The following is a 13,953-nucleotide window of genomic DNA, read 5'->3' as shown; positions in this document are numbered from 1 at the left end:
TATTTTGTTTTTGGCCGCTCTCTCGACAGTGTCATTCCGGGGCATCGCGCAGCGATGAACCCGGAATCTCGCGCCGCAATCTCGGGATTCCGGGTTCGATGCTGCGCATCGCCTCGGAATGACGAGGATCATACTACGCCCCCAGCACGTCCTTCTGCATCTTGCCGCCGTAGAAATGGAAGAACGGCACCGGCGCGTCGTGGCGGAGCGGCCCGGTGGCGAGACGGCGGTCGAGCTCGGCGAGCACGTTCTTGGTCATGGCATGCGCGTCGGCGAGCGGCTCGGAGCCGATCTCGACCCAGACCAGCTCGACCAGCTCGGCATCGGCATGCACCACGCCCTCGACACGATGCGCGATGGTCGACGCGTCGGCAGTGAAGAAGCGCGTGTCGAAGCGGCGGACGCGGCCAGGCGGGGTGATCGCGCGCGCGATCAGGAACAGGCCGGACGGATCGGGCAAGAGACCAGCGTCGGCGAACGGTGCCCAGGGCCCGTCGAGCTTGTGCGGCTTCTCGACCTTGCGGCCGAGGCAGAGCCCGGTCTCCTCGCAGGCCTCGCGGATCGCGGCGTTGGCAAGCGCACGCGCGCGGCCGGGCGTGATCTTCGGGCTGCCCTTCAACAGATTGGCTTCGAGCTCCGGCGTGATCGGCGCTGCGACCGGCACACGGTTGTCGGCCTTGTCGACGCGGCCGCCGGGGAAAACGAATTTGCCGGGCATGAACACGACCTTGTCGTGACGCTTGCCGACCAGCACCTTCGGCTTGGCGCCGGAGCGATCGATCAGGATCAGCGTCGCCGCATCCTTCGGCCGGAAATACGCATGATGGTCGGCTTCTTTTTCGCCCTGGTGGACGACAGCGGCGGGCGCGGCAGCTTCAGTCATTTCATCCCTTTCATTTCTTCTTGCGGCCCGGTTTAGCTAGACCGGCGGGATGTCGCTAGGGGGATTCTCGTCAAAGCCATGCATGCGCAGGGCCCATTGCAAGCCGATCACGGCTCCCTTCACCGGCTGCAACAGCGCCAGCGATGCGAACAGCGTGAACGGCAGATAGATCGCAAGTTGCAGCCACACCGGCGGCGAATAATTGGTCTCGATCCACAGCGCCATCGGTACCACGATATGGCCGACGATAACGATGACGAGATAGGCAGGCAGATCGTCCGCGCGATGCGGCGTGAAGTCGAGGTCGCAGACCGGGCAATGGCCGTCGCATTTGAGAAACTTGCGGAACAGTCTGCCTTTTCCGCAGCGCGGACAGCGGCAGCGGAACCCGCGCTTCATCGCGCTCCACACGTCGCGCTTCTCGGGCTCGGCCGCCTCGCGAGTCCAGACCACTGTCGGTGGTGTCACTTCCATGACTTGCCTCGCTTCGATTTGCCGGACTTCTGCTGCGCCGGCTTGCGATCCTTCTTGCGCGATTTCCGCTCCTTGTGCGCCTTCTTGCCTGATCGTTTTGGTCCCTTGTCAAATCCGGCGGCACGGCGCTCGGCCCTTACGCTGTCGCGTTTTCTGCCGCGCGGAATTGCCTGACCATCGGATAATAACTCAAATCGCAGCGCGCCGGCTATCGGCGCGGCTTCCACCAGACGCACATCGACGACGTCGCCGAGGCGATACATGGTGCCGCTGCGCGTGCCGATGAGCGCGTGGCGAGTTTCGTCGTAGTTGAAATATTCGCTGCCGATGGTGCGGATCGGGATCAGACCGTCGGCGCCGGTGTCGTCGAGCTTCACGAACAGGCCGGATCGCGTCACGCCGGAAATGCGGCCCTGGAACGAGGCGCCGACCTTATCGGCAAGGAAATGCGCGATCAGGCGGTCGGTGGTCTCACGCTCCGCCTTCATCGCGCGGCGCTCGGTGACGGAAATCTGCGCGGCGATCTCGGCGAGCGTCTCCACGGTTTCATCGGTCGGCAACGCGCCTTCGCCAAGCCCGAGCGCGCGGATCAGCGCGCGATGCACGATCAGATCGGCATAGCGGCGGATCGGCGAGGTGAAGTGCGCGTAGCGGCGCAGGTTCAAGCCGAAATGGCCGTAGTTCTCGGCGGAGTATTCCGCCTGCGCCTGCGAACGCAGCACCACCTCGTTGACCAGCGGCTCGTAGTCCTCGCCGGCAACCTGCGCCAGCACGCGGTTGAATTGCGTGGGACGCAGCGCGCCATGCTTGGTGAAGGGCAAGTCGAGCGTCTTTAGGAATTCCTGCAGGTTGTGCACCTTCTCCTGGCTCGGCTCGTCGTGCACGCGGTAGATCAGCGGCAGCGCCTTCTTCTCCAGCATTTCGGCCGCGGCGACGTTGGCGAGGATCATGAACTCCTCGATCAGCCGGTGCGCGTCGAGCCGCTGCGGCACGATCACGCGATCGACGGTGCCGTCGGCTTTCAGCAGGATCTTGCGCTCGGGCAGATCGAGATCGAGCGGGTCGCGCTCGTTGCGTGCAAGCTTGACCAGCTCGTAGGCCGACCACAGCGGCTTCAGGATCGGATCGAGGATAGGGCCCGTCGTGTCATCGGGCCTGCCGTCGATCGCGGCCTGCGCCTGCGCATAATGTAGCTTCGCAGCCGAGCGCATCAGCACGCGGTGGAAGGTATGCGAGCGCTTGCGGCCGTCGGCGCCGATCACCATGCGCACCGCGAGCGCGCCGCGCGGCTCGCCCGGCACCAGCGAGCAGAGATCGTTGGAGATCCGCTCGGGCAGCATCGGCACGACGCGATCAGGGAAATACACCGAGTTGCCGCGCTGCAGCGCGTCGCGGTCGAGCGCCGAGCCGGGCCGCACATAGAAGGCGACGTCGGCGATCGCAACATGGACGATGAAGCCGCCCTTGTTGTTCGGATCGGGATCGACTTCCGCATGCACCGCGTCGTCGTGATCCTTGGCATCCGGCGGATCGATGGTGACGAGCGGCACGTCACGCCAGTCCTCGCGGCCCTGCAAGGTTGCGGGCTTGGCGTCTTCAGCTTCGCGCAGCGCAGAAGTGGAGAACACCTGCGGGATATCGTGGGTGTTGATCGCGATCAGGCTGATCGCCTTCTCACTGGCGATCGAACCGAGCCGCTCCTTGACGCGGGCGGAGGCGAGGCCGTAGCCGCGGGTGCGGATCAGGTCGACGCTGATGAGATCGCCGTCTTCGGCGCCGCCGCCGTCGGCCTTGGCGATGTTGAGCTCGCGGCCGGCCTGCTTCTTGTCGACCGGGATCAGGCGCCCGCCGCCATCGGGATTGCGACGGAAGATGCCGAGGATCCGGGTGCGCCCGTGATCGATCACCTTGATGACGCGGCCGCGATAGGGTGTGCCGTCTTGCTCGTCCGTGACTTCGACGCGCAGCAGCGCGCGGTCGCCGACGCCGGCGGTGGTGCCGGGCTTCGGCCGCCGCGGCGTCTCGATACGGATTTTCGGGGCGGTGCCGTTCTCGTCCGAGTCCCACTCGGCGGGCGTGGCGATCAGCTCGCCGTCGCTGTCGCGGCCGGTGATGTCGGCGAGCAGGGTCGGTGGCAGCGCCGCCGGCTCGTGGATCTTGCGGCCGCGCTTGGCAATCGTGCCGTCGTCGGCGAGCTCACGGAGGATCCGCTTCAGCTCGACGCGGTCGGCGTTCTTCAGGCCGAACTCGCGCGCGATCTCGCGGGTGCCGACCTTGCCTGGATTGGCGCGGATGAAGGCGACGATGGCGTCCCGGCCCGGAAAGCCATGGTCGGGTTTTCGTTTCACTTATCCTCGTGCCTTGCCGGCGCTTTTCTTCGCGGGCGCTTTCGCTGGTGCCGATGATTTTGCAGGCGACGTCTTGGCACCGGAGGCGACCGGCGCGCGCGCCTTGCTGGTCGCATCCGTTTTCGGCTTCGCCGCGGCTTTCTTCGACGCAGCCTTCTTGGCGGGCTCGGCCTCGCCGTCGCCGTCAGTCTCGGTCGCCTCGGACTTGGCTTTCTTCGCCTTGGCGGGCTTTTCCGCCTTGGCCTTCTTGGCCTTTTTGCCGCCGCCCTTGGCCGCGCGCTCGTCGATCAGCGCGATCGCTTCGGCGAGCGTGATCTGGTCGGGGGTGCGGTCGCTCGGGATCGTCGCGTTGACGCCGCCCGCCGCGACATAGGCGCCGTAGCGGCCGTTCTTCAGCGCGACCGCGCCGAGGGTCGGATGATCGCCGAGCGGCTTGCCGGGATCGGCACCGAAGCGGCGGCCGCTCGGGCCCTTCGCGATCTTCTCCGCGATCAGCGTGACGGCACGGTTCAACCCGATGTCGAAGACCTCGTCGCCGGCCTCGAGGCTGGCATAGGTCTTCTCGTGCTTGACGAACGGCCCGAACCGGCCGAGGCCGGCGGTGATCGGCTGTCCGGTTTCCGGATGCTTCCCGATCTCGCGCGGCAGCGACAGCAGTTTCAGTGCCAGTTCGAGATCGACATCGGCCGGTGAGGTGCCCTTTGGAATGCCCGCGCGCTTCGGCTTCTCGCCTTCGGCGTAATCCTTCTGCTCGCCGAGCTGGATGTAGGGGCCGAAGCGGCCGGCCTTCACCGTGACATCGAAGCCGGTGTCGGGATCGGTGCCGAGCACGCGGTCGGCGCTCTCGGCGCTGTCGGCCGCGAGCGGACGGGTGTAGCGGCATTCCGGATAATTCGAGCAGCCGACGAAGGCGCCGAACTTGCCGGCCTTGAGGTTGAGCCGGCCGGTGCCGCAGGTCGGGCATTGCCTGACGTCGCCGCCATCCGCGCGCGGCGGATAGATATGCGGGCCGAGCATCTCGTCGAGCGCGTCGAGCACCTCGGCGACGCGCAGGTCCTTGATGTCGTTGACCGCGCCGATGAAGCCGCGCCAGAAGTCCTGCAACACCTGCTGCCAGGCGATCTCATTGTTGGAGATGCGGTCGAGCTGCTCCTCGAGATCGGCGGTGAAGTCGTATTCGACGTAGCGCGAGAAGAAGTTCTCCAGGAACGCGACCACGACGCGGCCCTTGTCCTCGCCGTGCAGCCGCTTCTTCTCGAGCTTGACATAGCCGCGGTCCTTCAGGACCTGCAGGATCGAGGCGTAGGTCGAGGGGCGGCCGATGCCGAGCTCTTCCATCCGCTTCACCAGCGAGGCTTCCGAAAAGCGCGGCGGCGGCTCGGTGAAATGCTGGGTGACGGCGAGGCTCTGGCGCTTCACGGCCTCGCCCTCGCTCATCGCGGGCAGGCGGCGCGAATCCTCGTCCTCCTCGTCGTCGCGGCTTTCCTGATAGAGCGCGAGGAAACCATCGAACTTGATGACCTGGCCGGAGGCGCGCAATTCCAGCACGCGGGAGCCGGCCTTGGCCTCGATGTCGACGGTGGTGCGCTCGAGCTCGGCCGACTCCATCTGGCTCGCAATGGTGCGCTTCCAGATCAATTCATAAAGCCGCGCCTGATCGGCATCGAGCCGTCGGCCGATGGTGGCCGGGCGACGCGACAGATCGGTCGGGCGGATCGCTTCGTGCGCTTCCTGCGCGTTCTTGGCCTTGGCCTGGTACTGGCGCGGGGCGTCCGGCACGTAGGCGTTGCCATAGTCCTCGCCGATTACCTTGCGCGCCTGCGTGATCGCTTCGGGTGCGATCTGCACGCCGTCGGTTCGCATATAGGTGATGAGGCCGGTGGTCTCGCCGCCGATGTCGATGCCCTCATAGAGCCGCTGCGCGATGCGCATGGTGTGCGCCGGCGCGAAGCCGAGCTTGCGGCTCGCTTCCTGCTGCAGGGTCGAGGTGGTGAAGGGCGCCTGCGGATTGCGCCGCGCCGGCTTGGCCTCGACGGTCGCGACCTTGAACAGCGCGGCTTCGATCGCCTTCTTGAAATCCTCGGCTTCCGCGCCGGAGCCGATGTCGAGCCGTGCGATCTTCTTGCCGTCGGCGCCGACCAGCCGCGCCTCGAAGGCATCGCCGCGCGGCGTCAGCAACGTCGCGACCAGCGACCAGTACTCCTTCGGAACGAACTTCTCGATCTCGAGCTCGCGGTCGCAGACCAACCGCAGCGCGACCGACTGCACGCGGCCGGCGGAGCGGGCGCCGGGCAGCTTGCGCCACAGCACGGGGGAGAGGGTGAAGCCGACCAGATAGTCCAGCGCACGGCGCGCCATATAGGCGTCGACCAGCGCGCCATCGATCTGGCGCGGCGCCTTCATCGCCTCGGAGACGGCCTGCTTGGTGATGGCGTTGAACACCACGCGCTCGACCTTCTGGTCCTTCAGCGCGCGCTTCTCCTTCATCACCTCCAGCACGTGCCAGGAGATCGCCTCGCCCTCGCGATCGGGGTCGGTTGCGAGGATCAGACGGTCGGCACCCTTGAGCGCCTTGGCGATGTCGTTGAGCCGGCTCGCGGCCTTGGCATCGACCTCCCAGATCATCTGGAAATTGGCGTCGGGATCGACGGAACCATTCTTGGCCGGGAGGTCGCGAACATGGCCGAACGACGCCAGGACCTCGTAGGAGGACCCCAGATATTTGTTGATCGTCTTGGCCTTGGCCGGCGACTCCACAATGACGATATTCATGTCATTCCAATAGCTTACGGGAAAACTTGAAGGTGGGTTCCGCTAGACTCGCGGCCCGCCGTGTCGGGGCGAACATGGGTGCTGGGGCGGTCCCTGTCAAATCGCCAGATATTGAAGGGAGGCGCCAAGCTGTGGAGTTTCTATCCCAAGGGTTGCGAAATGCGTCCTAGAGTTGCGGCCGGAAAGGGCTTATCTCTTTATATACAGCGTAGGAATCGGATTAGGCCTTTTGAGCAGCACAGGGGGCGGCCGGAAGCGCAAGGCGTCCGGCGGGCGGCGACCGGCGGGCGACGAGACGGCTGGGGAAGGCGGCCCCGACGATGCCCTGGTCCTGATCGCAGGCGCCGCGACCTAACTCGCCAAACTCGCCCGGCGCCACAAACCGAAGTCCTCGACCGCCTGTTCGCGATGGCCCGTCTGGAGGCCGACGAGCAGCTGCGCTCGCGCAGCCGGAGGAAGCTGTCGTGAGGGGCGTTACGGGAAGCAGGGTCGGCCGTCGTCCTGGCGAAAGCCGGACCCATAACCACCGCATTTGATCATGAACGGGATCGCGGCCCCAGCGTCGCGCAATAACTCTCATTTTGGGTAATGGGTCGTTTCGCCAGGACGACGGTGGGGATGGACCGCAATTCAAGATGTCAAACAGCGCGGTGCGGCGAAACAGAAGTCGTGATTTGCGACCCTTCCTGGAGAAAGGAAGAACGCTAGCTCGCGCCACATCCACCGCCGTCGTCCCGGCGAAGGCCGGGACCCATACGCCGCGGCGGGTGTTGAGAACGGGACTCGTCGTCCCAGCATCGTTCAACAATCCGCATTTGTGGTTATGGTCCCTGCTTTCGAACGCAGGGACGACACCCAATATGGGTCGTCGTATGTGAGTCATACATCCGCATCCTCGCGACGCGAGGCGTATTCGGATAAAGCGAAATATTTTCGCGGGCGAGGATTGACAAGTTTTTGGTGAGTTGCCCGTCGTGTCGTACCAGCAACACCCGTCCTACGCACTCACGAGGCGCCGCGCGCGCTTCGCTGCAGGCCGCGGCTTCAGCGTCGTATCCGCGGCACCCAGCACGCGTCCATCCTGCGAATAGAGCGCGAGCTTCTTCACCGGCTTGCCCTTGTCGCGGTCGACCAGGATGGTCGCGATCTCGTCCGGATGCTCGTCGAATTCCTCGGTCCATTGCCGCAACGCGACCAGGATCGGAAAGATGCCGTGGCCCTTCGGCGTCAGGACATATTCCTGATAGGCGCTGCCGTCGGAGGCGGGGACCGTCTTCAGGATGCCGCGTTCGACCAGCGTGCGCAGCCGTGTGGCAAGGATGTTTTTGGCAAGCCCGAGGCTCGCCTGGAATTCGCCGAAGCGGCGCCGGCCGAGGCTGGCGTCGCGGATGATCAGGAGCGACCACCAGTCGCCGAACACGTCGAGCGCGCGTGCGACAGGACAGCTGTCGCCTGCAAGGCTGGTTCGTTTCACCGGCTGTCTCCAGGAGTTTGGGCCATCACGACCTTGTGTGGTTGCAATATTAAACCGTATGCCTTAGCTAGGCAAAGAAGTTTAATAATGCAACCAACTGGAGGCGGAAATGAGACTGGCGAACAAGACGGCGTTGATCACCGGCGGCAACAGCGGCATCGGGCTCGCGACAGCGAAGCTGTTCGTGGCGGAGGGCGCCAAGGTCGTCATCACCGGGCGCAACAAGGAGACGCTTGCGGCGGCATCCAGGGAGCTCGGGCCGAACGCGCTCGCAGTGGTGGCTGATGCCACCGACGTCGCGGCGCTGGAAGCCGCGGTGAAGCAGGGCGCCGAGAAGTTCGGCAAGTATGACGTTCTGTTCGCCAATGCCGGCATTCCCGGCCAGACGCCGGTGGGCGGCACCACGCTGGCCGCATTCGAGAATGTGATCCGGACCAATCTCACCGGCGTGTTCTTCACGGTGCAGGCGGTCGCGCCGTACCTCAACGACGGCGCATCGATCATTCTCAACGGCTCGGTGATCTCCGTGCTCGGCAATCCCGGCTACTCGGCCTATGCCGCGAGCAAGGCCGGCGTGCGCGCGATGGCGCGGGTGATGGCGTCAGAATTCTCGCCGCGCAACATCCGCGTCAACGTGGTGGCGCCGGGCGCGGTGCGCACGCCGATCTGGGGCGCGGCGATCGCGACGCCCGAGGCCGAGAAGATCTTCGAGCAGCGGATCGGCAAGACCACGCCGCTCGGGCGGATCGGCGAGCCCGATCACATTTCAAAGACCGTGCTGTTCCTGGCGTCCGACGACGCCGCGCATGTGCAGGGGCAGGAGCTGTTCATCGATGGCGGTGCAACGGCATCACCGGCGGGCGCGCCGATCTATCGCGGATAGAGCCTTTCCGTTCCGATTAAATCGGAACGCGGCTCTGGTTTTATTCTGACGCGTTTTCTTCACGCGAACCGGTATCCACTTCGCTCGAAAACGCTCTGGTTTGTTTCTCATTGTATCGAACGGCCGGTGTGAAGCGTTTCATACCGGCCGGTTTGGCTTGCGACTATCATCGCGCGCATTGAACCTTTGACGTACTGCCCGGACTCCTGAATGGGCGGGGAATTTTTCACCACGGAATCATTTGGAGTGCCGCCATGCCGAAAGCAGCCCGCATTTCGACGTCGATCCCGGTTTCGCCCGCATCCGAAAGTTCAGATACGACGCAGTTGGTGACGGTCGCGCTGTTCTCCGGCATCGGCCTGTTGATTTCGCTGGTCGCCGTCATCCTCGGCATACAGGGCGTCTGGTTCTGAGTTCGTCCACCTGAACGGCCTGCCGCCGCCAGGCGACGGCAGGCACTTTGAATCACATCAGGCTGCGTTCAGGCTGCCGGCGGCCTGCAGCGCGCCCGCAACCGCCTTTTCGCGATGCTCGGGGCCGACCTGGATGCCGTCGGCGGGGATGAACTCAACATTCCTGACGCCGATGAAGCCGAACACGCCGCGCAGGTAGGTCTCGAGGTGCTCGAGCGCGGCCATCGGCGTGTCGGCGCCGTAATAGCCGCCGCGCGAGATCGCGATGATGACGCGCTTGTTGCCGGCCAGTCCCTCGACGCCGCCGGCGCCATACTTGAACGTCTTGCCCGCGACCAGGATGCGGTCGATCCAGGCCTTGAGCTGGCTCGGAATCGTGAAATTGTACATGGGCGCGCCGATCACGACGATGTCGGCGGCGAGGAACTCGTCCAGCACCGCCTGGCCGGTCGCGATGTCGTCGCGTACCGACGGGTCCGGCGCCGCGCCCTGGCTGGCGGCGAGGTGCAGGCCGGAGAGGTGGGCGAGCGGCGTCTGGCTGAGGTCGCGGTAGCTGACGACGAGGCCCGGATTGGCCTGGCGCAGCCGCTCGACGGCAGCGGCCGAGACCTGGCGGCTGACGGAGTGGGGGCCGAGGACCGAGGAATCGATGTGCAGAAGTTTCATGGCTGGGGTCACCTTTGGTATAGGTTTGTAACTGGCGCTATATGAGTGACCGCCCTAAATCTCCGCAAGAACGCACATTTTTGAAACCCGAGCACACCAATGGAACCCGAGCACATCGATGTAACCGCCGAAACCGGCCTGCCGCGTGGTCCCGGGACGCATCAGGACTGCCGCGGCGTGGCCTCGGTGCTGTCGCGGGTCGGCGACAAATGGAGCGTGCTGGTCATCATGCTGCTGCGCGATGGACCGCGCCGCTTCAACGAGCTGAAGAGGACGATCAACGGCATCTCGCAGCGCATGCTGACCTTGACGCTGCGCGGCCTGGAGCGCGATGGCCTGGTGACGCGCACGGTGTTTCCGACCATTCCGCCGCGGGTCGACTACGAGCTGACCGATCTCGGGCGCGGACTGGCGGTGCCTGTGATGGCGCTCGGCGAATGGGCGTTCGCGCATCTGCCAGAAATCGAGGGCGCGCGGAACGATTTCGACGCGCGGAATGGCGAAGGCTGAGTTCGGAGCCTTCGCGTTCGGACAAGCAGACCCGTCATCCTGAGAGCCTGCGTAGCAGGCGTCTCGAAGGATGCACGGCCACCAGTCGAGCCGTCGATCCTTCGAGACGCGCTGCGCGCTCCTCAGGATGACGGACAGGCGTTTGCGCGAGCGAGATATTCAGCTCGTCAAATCATCGACACCAGCCCGCCGCCGTGGCGTTCGAGCCTGCCGGCGAGCTCGAGCTCGAGCAGCACGGCGCGGACAACGGCCGGCGACACGTCAGCCATCCGGATCAGATCGTCGATGCTGATCGGGCTCGGCCCGAGCAGGTCGATGATGCGCGCGCGATCGCCGCTATCAGTGGCAAAGTCCAGCGGCTCGTCGTCCTCGCGCGCGCCAAGCATCACCGGCCGCTCCATGATCGGCGTCACCGCGCTGATGACGTCGGCGGCTTCGGTGACCAAGGTGGCGCCTTGCTTGATCAGATCGTTGGCGCCGGCGGCGCGCGGATCGATCGGCGAGCCCGGCACCGCGAACACCTCGCGGCCCTGTTCGGCCGCCATCCGCGCAGTGATCAGCGAGCCCGAGCGATGCGCGGCCTCGACGATCACGACGCCGAGCGAGGCGCCCGAGATCAAACGATTGCGACGGGGAAAGTCGCGCGCCCGCGGCACGTGGCCGAGCGGCATCTCCGAGATCGCCGCGCCATGCTCGAGCAGGGCGGCCAGCAGATCCTCGTGCTCTGGCGGGTAGATCCTGTCGTGGCCGCCGGCGAGCACGGCGACCGTGCCGCTGGCAACGGTGGCGCGGTGCGCTGCCTGATCGATGCCGCGGGCGAGGCCCGAGATCACGACAAAGCCGGCATCGCCAAGATTGCGCGCCAGGGTGCCTGCAAATTTCAACCCGGCGCCGGAGGCATTGCGGGAGCCGACGATCGCGATCATCGGCCGCGTCAGGACCTCGCGCGCGCCGCGCACGGCAAGCAGCGGCGGCGCGTCGTCGATGGTGGCAAGCCGCGCCGGATAGTGCGCTTCCTCCGGCGCGACGAGATCGATGCCGAATTTGCGGCAGGCCGCGAGCTCGGCGGCGGCGTCGGCCTCGCTGCAGATCCGCCCGGGGCCGGAGGCGCCGCCGCGGCGCGCGAGGTCAGGCAGGCGCTCCAGCGCGTGCGCCGCATCGCCAAAATGGCGGAGCAGCGATGCAAAGGTGCGCGGGCCGACATTGTCGGAGCGGATCAGCCGCAGGCGGTTGAGCCGTTCGGTGTCGGTGAGTTTTGGAGGGCTGGGCGAGCGGTCATGCATGCGGGGCGCAGCTTCGCCCAACCTGAGATTGTGATCAACTGCGACATTGGCGCAGCCGCGCGCGACGCGCTAAAAGCGCTGGGCAAGAAGCCGCCAAAAACCGTCAAGAAACAGGAATCCGCCGATGATTTCGCTTGCCGATCTCCAACGCCGCATCGCCTCCGGCGAATTGTCCACCGATGTCGCCATTGCGCAGACGCGGGACGCCATCGCGGCGCAGGACAAGACCATCGGCGCCTTCGTCCGCCTCGACGAGAAGGCGCGTGGGCAACAGGCCGGGCCGCTGCGTGGAATTGCAGTCGGCATCAAGGACATCATCGATACCGCTGACCTCCCGACCGAGATGGGCGCCGCGATCTATCGCGGGCATCGGCCGCGCGCCGACGCTCCGGTCGTGATGGCGCTGAAGCAGGCCGGCGCCACCATCATCGGCAAGACCACGACAACGGCATTCGCGGCGAACGATCCGACCGCAACGCTCAATCCGCACAATCACGCGCACACGCCGGGCGGATCGTCGTCGGGCTCGGCCGCCGCGGTCGCCGCCGGGATGATCCCGCTCGCGCTCGGCACGCAGACCGGCGGCTCGGTGATCCGGCCGGCCTCGTTCTGCGGCGTCGCCGCGATCAAGCCGAGCTACCGGCTGCTGCCGACCGTCGGCGTGAAATGCTTCTCCTGGACGCTTGACACGGTGGGGCTGTTCGGCGCCGGCGTGCGCGACGTCGCGCTGGGGCTCGCTGCGATGACGAAGCGGCCCGAGCTGGTGGTGCCGTCGAAGGTTTCCGCGCCGCGCATCGGCGTCGTCACGCAGGCCTTCGCCGGCGCGCCTGAACCTTCCGGCGCGGAGGCGTTGCAGAAGGCCGCGCGTGCGGCGGAGCAGGCCGGTGCGACCGTGCGCGAACTCGCGATGCCCGAGGTCGTCGCGGAGGCGTGGCGGATCCATCCGGTGGTGCAGGAGTTCGAGGCGCATCAGTCGTTCGCCTGGGAATACGGCCAGAACTACGATGCGATGCCGCCGCTGCTGCGCGGCCGGCTCGACGAGAGCAGGGGTGGCACGCCGGCCGAATACGACGCGGCGATAGACGTCACGCTGCGCGCACGGCTGGCGCTGGCCACGATCCTCACCGAGGTCGACGTGCTGCTGACGCTGTCGGCACCGGGCGCGGCACCCGAGGGTTTGGCGTCGACCGGCGATCCCCGTTACAACCGGCTCTGGACCTTGATGGGCGTGCCCTGCGTCAACGTGCCGACACTGACCGCCGAGGGCGGATTGCCGGTCGGCGTCACCGTGATCGCGGGGTTTGGCGATGATGCCAAAGCGCTGGCGGCCGCGAGCTTTGTCGAGGACGCGCTGAAGCGGTAGGCCTAGTCATTCCGGGGCGATGCGCCGCATCGAATCCGGAATCTCGCGCCACAACCTCTGGATTCCCCGGTGCGCAATTGCGCACCTGAGGTTCATCGCTGCACGATGCCCCGGAATGACATACGTCACTTCCGCTCGCCGATCTTGCCCTCGGTACCGGCCTGCAGGCGCTGGATGTTCTCGCGGTGCATGTAGAACAGCAGCAGCGTCAGCACGGCGAACAGCGAGGCGAGCGCGTTATGGCCGAACCACCACAGGAACAGCGGCGTCACGAACGCGGCGATCAGCGCCGACAGCGACGAGTAGCGCGTGGTGTAGGCGGTGCCGAGCCAGATCACGGCGAAGATCAGCGCCGCCGGCCAGAACAGGCCGATCAGCACGCCGAGATAGGTCGCGACACCCTTGCCGCCGCGAAACTTGAGCCAGACCGGGAAGAGGTGGCCGAGGAAAGCCCCCAGCGCCGCCAGCATCGCCGCGTTCGGGCCGTCGATGGTGCCGGCGATGATGACGGCGACGGTGCCCTTCAACATGTCGCCGAGCAGCGTCGCCGCGGCGAGGCCCTTGCGGCCGGTGCGCAGCACATTGGTGGCGCCGATATTGCCCGAGCCGACCGTGCGCAGATCCTGCGTGCCGGCCATCCTGGTCAGCACCATGCCGAACGGGATCGAGCCCAGCAGGTAGCCGATCAGGAAGGCGAGCGGCAGCAGCCCATCAGCAGACATCGCAGTGGTTCCCTGGAGCGGTCCGGCCCGAACGGGGCAGTGCCGTCAATGAAATATTAACCATAAATCCGCACCATGGCCTTGGTAATGAGGGAGCTTATCATGGCTTCTGTTCGCAGGCGGCTGGAGCAGTTTTTCTTTGTCGTTTACGTCGCGGCCATC

General features: G+C 66.0%; 12 protein-coding genes. 4 read left to right on the top strand and 8 right to left on the bottom strand.

What is annotated here, in order from left to right:
• Positions 1-133: 133 nt before the first annotated feature.
• From ACZBJS_RS00700 to ACZBJS_RS00680, 5 genes are all read right to left on the bottom strand, one after another.
• Complete coding sequence (locus tag ACZBJS_RS00700; protein WP_141342741.1) at positions 134-883, bottom strand: NUDIX hydrolase; 750 nt, start codon at positions 881-883, stop codon at positions 134-136.
• A gap of 36 nt (positions 884-919) precedes the next feature.
• Positions 920-1,357, bottom strand: coding sequence for a DUF983 domain-containing protein (locus ACZBJS_RS00695; protein ID WP_018271985.1), 438 nt, complete (start codon positions 1,355-1,357; stop codon positions 920-922).
• A complete protein-coding gene (rnr, locus tag ACZBJS_RS00690; RefSeq protein ID WP_463438262.1) occupies positions 1,348-3,705 on the bottom strand; it encodes a ribonuclease R in 2,358 nt (785 codons plus the stop codon). Before rnr ends, ACZBJS_RS00695 begins: the two co-directional genes overlap by 10 nt.
• On the bottom strand, positions 3,706-6,477 hold the full coding sequence (topA, locus tag ACZBJS_RS00685; RefSeq protein WP_057020795.1) for a type I DNA topoisomerase: 2,772 nt from the start codon (positions 6,475-6,477) through the stop codon (positions 3,706-3,708).
• A 997-nt stretch (positions 6,478-7,474) separates the two neighbouring features.
• Complete coding sequence (locus ACZBJS_RS00680; protein WP_057020794.1) at positions 7,475-7,951, bottom strand: winged helix-turn-helix transcriptional regulator; 477 nt, start codon at positions 7,949-7,951, stop codon at positions 7,475-7,477.
• 109 nt (positions 7,952-8,060) lie between these two features.
• Here ACZBJS_RS00680 and ACZBJS_RS00675 point away from each other — a divergent pair, with 109 nt between their 5' ends.
• Positions 8,061-8,834: an SDR family NAD(P)-dependent oxidoreductase gene (locus ACZBJS_RS00675; protein WP_229163205.1), complete on the top strand. Its 774-nt coding sequence runs from the start codon at positions 8,061-8,063 to the stop codon at positions 8,832-8,834.
• Between the two features lie 254 nt (positions 8,835-9,088).
• Positions 9,089-9,247 (top strand): hypothetical protein, encoded by a 159-nt coding sequence (locus ACZBJS_RS00670; RefSeq protein WP_168858167.1) that lies wholly within the window; start codon positions 9,089-9,091, stop codon positions 9,245-9,247.
• Positions 9,248-9,304: 57 nt separating this feature from the next.
• Here the strand turns inward: ACZBJS_RS00670 and ACZBJS_RS00665 are convergent, their stop codons facing one another.
• Positions 9,305-9,913 carry an FMN-dependent NADH-azoreductase gene (locus ACZBJS_RS00665; protein ID WP_018271979.1) on the bottom strand — a complete coding sequence of 203 codons (609 nt, stop codon included), beginning with the start codon at positions 9,911-9,913 and terminating at the stop codon, positions 9,305-9,307.
• 99 nt (positions 9,914-10,012) lie between these two features.
• Between ACZBJS_RS00665 and ACZBJS_RS00660 the strand changes: the two genes are divergently transcribed.
• On the top strand, positions 10,013-10,423 hold the full coding sequence (locus tag ACZBJS_RS00660; RefSeq protein ID WP_316395021.1) for a winged helix-turn-helix transcriptional regulator: 411 nt from the start codon (positions 10,013-10,015) through the stop codon (positions 10,421-10,423).
• Between the two features lie 167 nt (positions 10,424-10,590).
• Here ACZBJS_RS00660 and dprA read toward each other — a convergent pair whose 3' ends face one another.
• Entirely contained in the window at positions 10,591-11,706 is a 1,116-nt protein-coding gene (dprA, locus tag ACZBJS_RS00655; protein ID WP_463438261.1) for a DNA-processing protein DprA, read from the bottom strand.
• Between the two features lie 124 nt (positions 11,707-11,830).
• On the opposite strand from dprA, the gene ACZBJS_RS00650 reads away from it, so the two are divergent.
• On the top strand, positions 11,831-13,069 hold the full coding sequence (locus ACZBJS_RS00650) for an amidase (RefSeq protein WP_316395010.1): 1,239 nt from the start codon (positions 11,831-11,833) through the stop codon (positions 13,067-13,069).
• Between the two features lie 125 nt (positions 13,070-13,194).
• Here ACZBJS_RS00650 and plsY read toward each other — a convergent pair whose 3' ends face one another.
• Complete coding sequence (plsY, locus tag ACZBJS_RS00645; RefSeq protein ID WP_316395009.1) at positions 13,195-13,791, bottom strand: glycerol-3-phosphate 1-O-acyltransferase PlsY; 597 nt, start codon at positions 13,789-13,791, stop codon at positions 13,195-13,197.
• Positions 13,792-13,953 lie beyond the last annotated feature (162 nt).

The organism is Bradyrhizobium sp. KZN70725 (assembly GCF_055264925.1).
The sequence above is the reverse complement of the archived record's forward strand: the minus strand, read 5'-3'. Positions and strand labels throughout refer to the sequence as shown.

What these genes read in the sequence shown, in the direction of transcription:
- plsY (WP_316395009.1), bottom strand. Translation starts at nt 13,791, where the DNA reads ATGTCTGCTGATGGGCTGCTGCCGCTCGCCTTCCTGATCGGCTACCTG.
- ACZBJS_RS00675 (WP_229163205.1), top strand. Translation starts at nt 8,061, where the DNA reads ATGAGACTGGCGAACAAGACGGCGTTGATCACCGGCGGCAACAGCGGC.
- ACZBJS_RS00660 (WP_316395021.1), top strand. Translation starts at nt 10,013, where the DNA reads ATGGAACCCGAGCACATCGATGTAACCGCCGAAACCGGCCTGCCGCGT.
- ACZBJS_RS00670 (WP_168858167.1), top strand. Translation starts at nt 9,089, where the DNA reads ATGCCGAAAGCAGCCCGCATTTCGACGTCGATCCCGGTTTCGCCCGCA.
- ACZBJS_RS00695 (WP_018271985.1), bottom strand. Translation starts at nt 1,357, where the DNA reads ATGGAAGTGACACCACCGACAGTGGTCTGGACTCGCGAGGCGGCCGAG.
- dprA (WP_463438261.1), bottom strand. Translation starts at nt 11,706, where the DNA reads ATGCATGACCGCTCGCCCAGCCCTCCAAAACTCACCGACACCGAACGG.
- topA (WP_057020795.1), bottom strand. Translation starts at nt 6,477, where the DNA reads ATGAATATCGTCATTGTGGAGTCGCCGGCCAAGGCCAAGACGATCAAC.
- ACZBJS_RS00700 (WP_141342741.1), bottom strand. Translation starts at nt 883, where the DNA reads ATGACTGAAGCTGCCGCGCCCGCCGCTGTCGTCCACCAGGGCGAAAAA.
- ACZBJS_RS00650 (WP_316395010.1), top strand. Translation starts at nt 11,831, where the DNA reads ATGATTTCGCTTGCCGATCTCCAACGCCGCATCGCCTCCGGCGAATTG.
- ACZBJS_RS00665 (WP_018271979.1), bottom strand. Translation starts at nt 9,913, where the DNA reads ATGAAACTTCTGCACATCGATTCCTCGGTCCTCGGCCCCCACTCCGTC.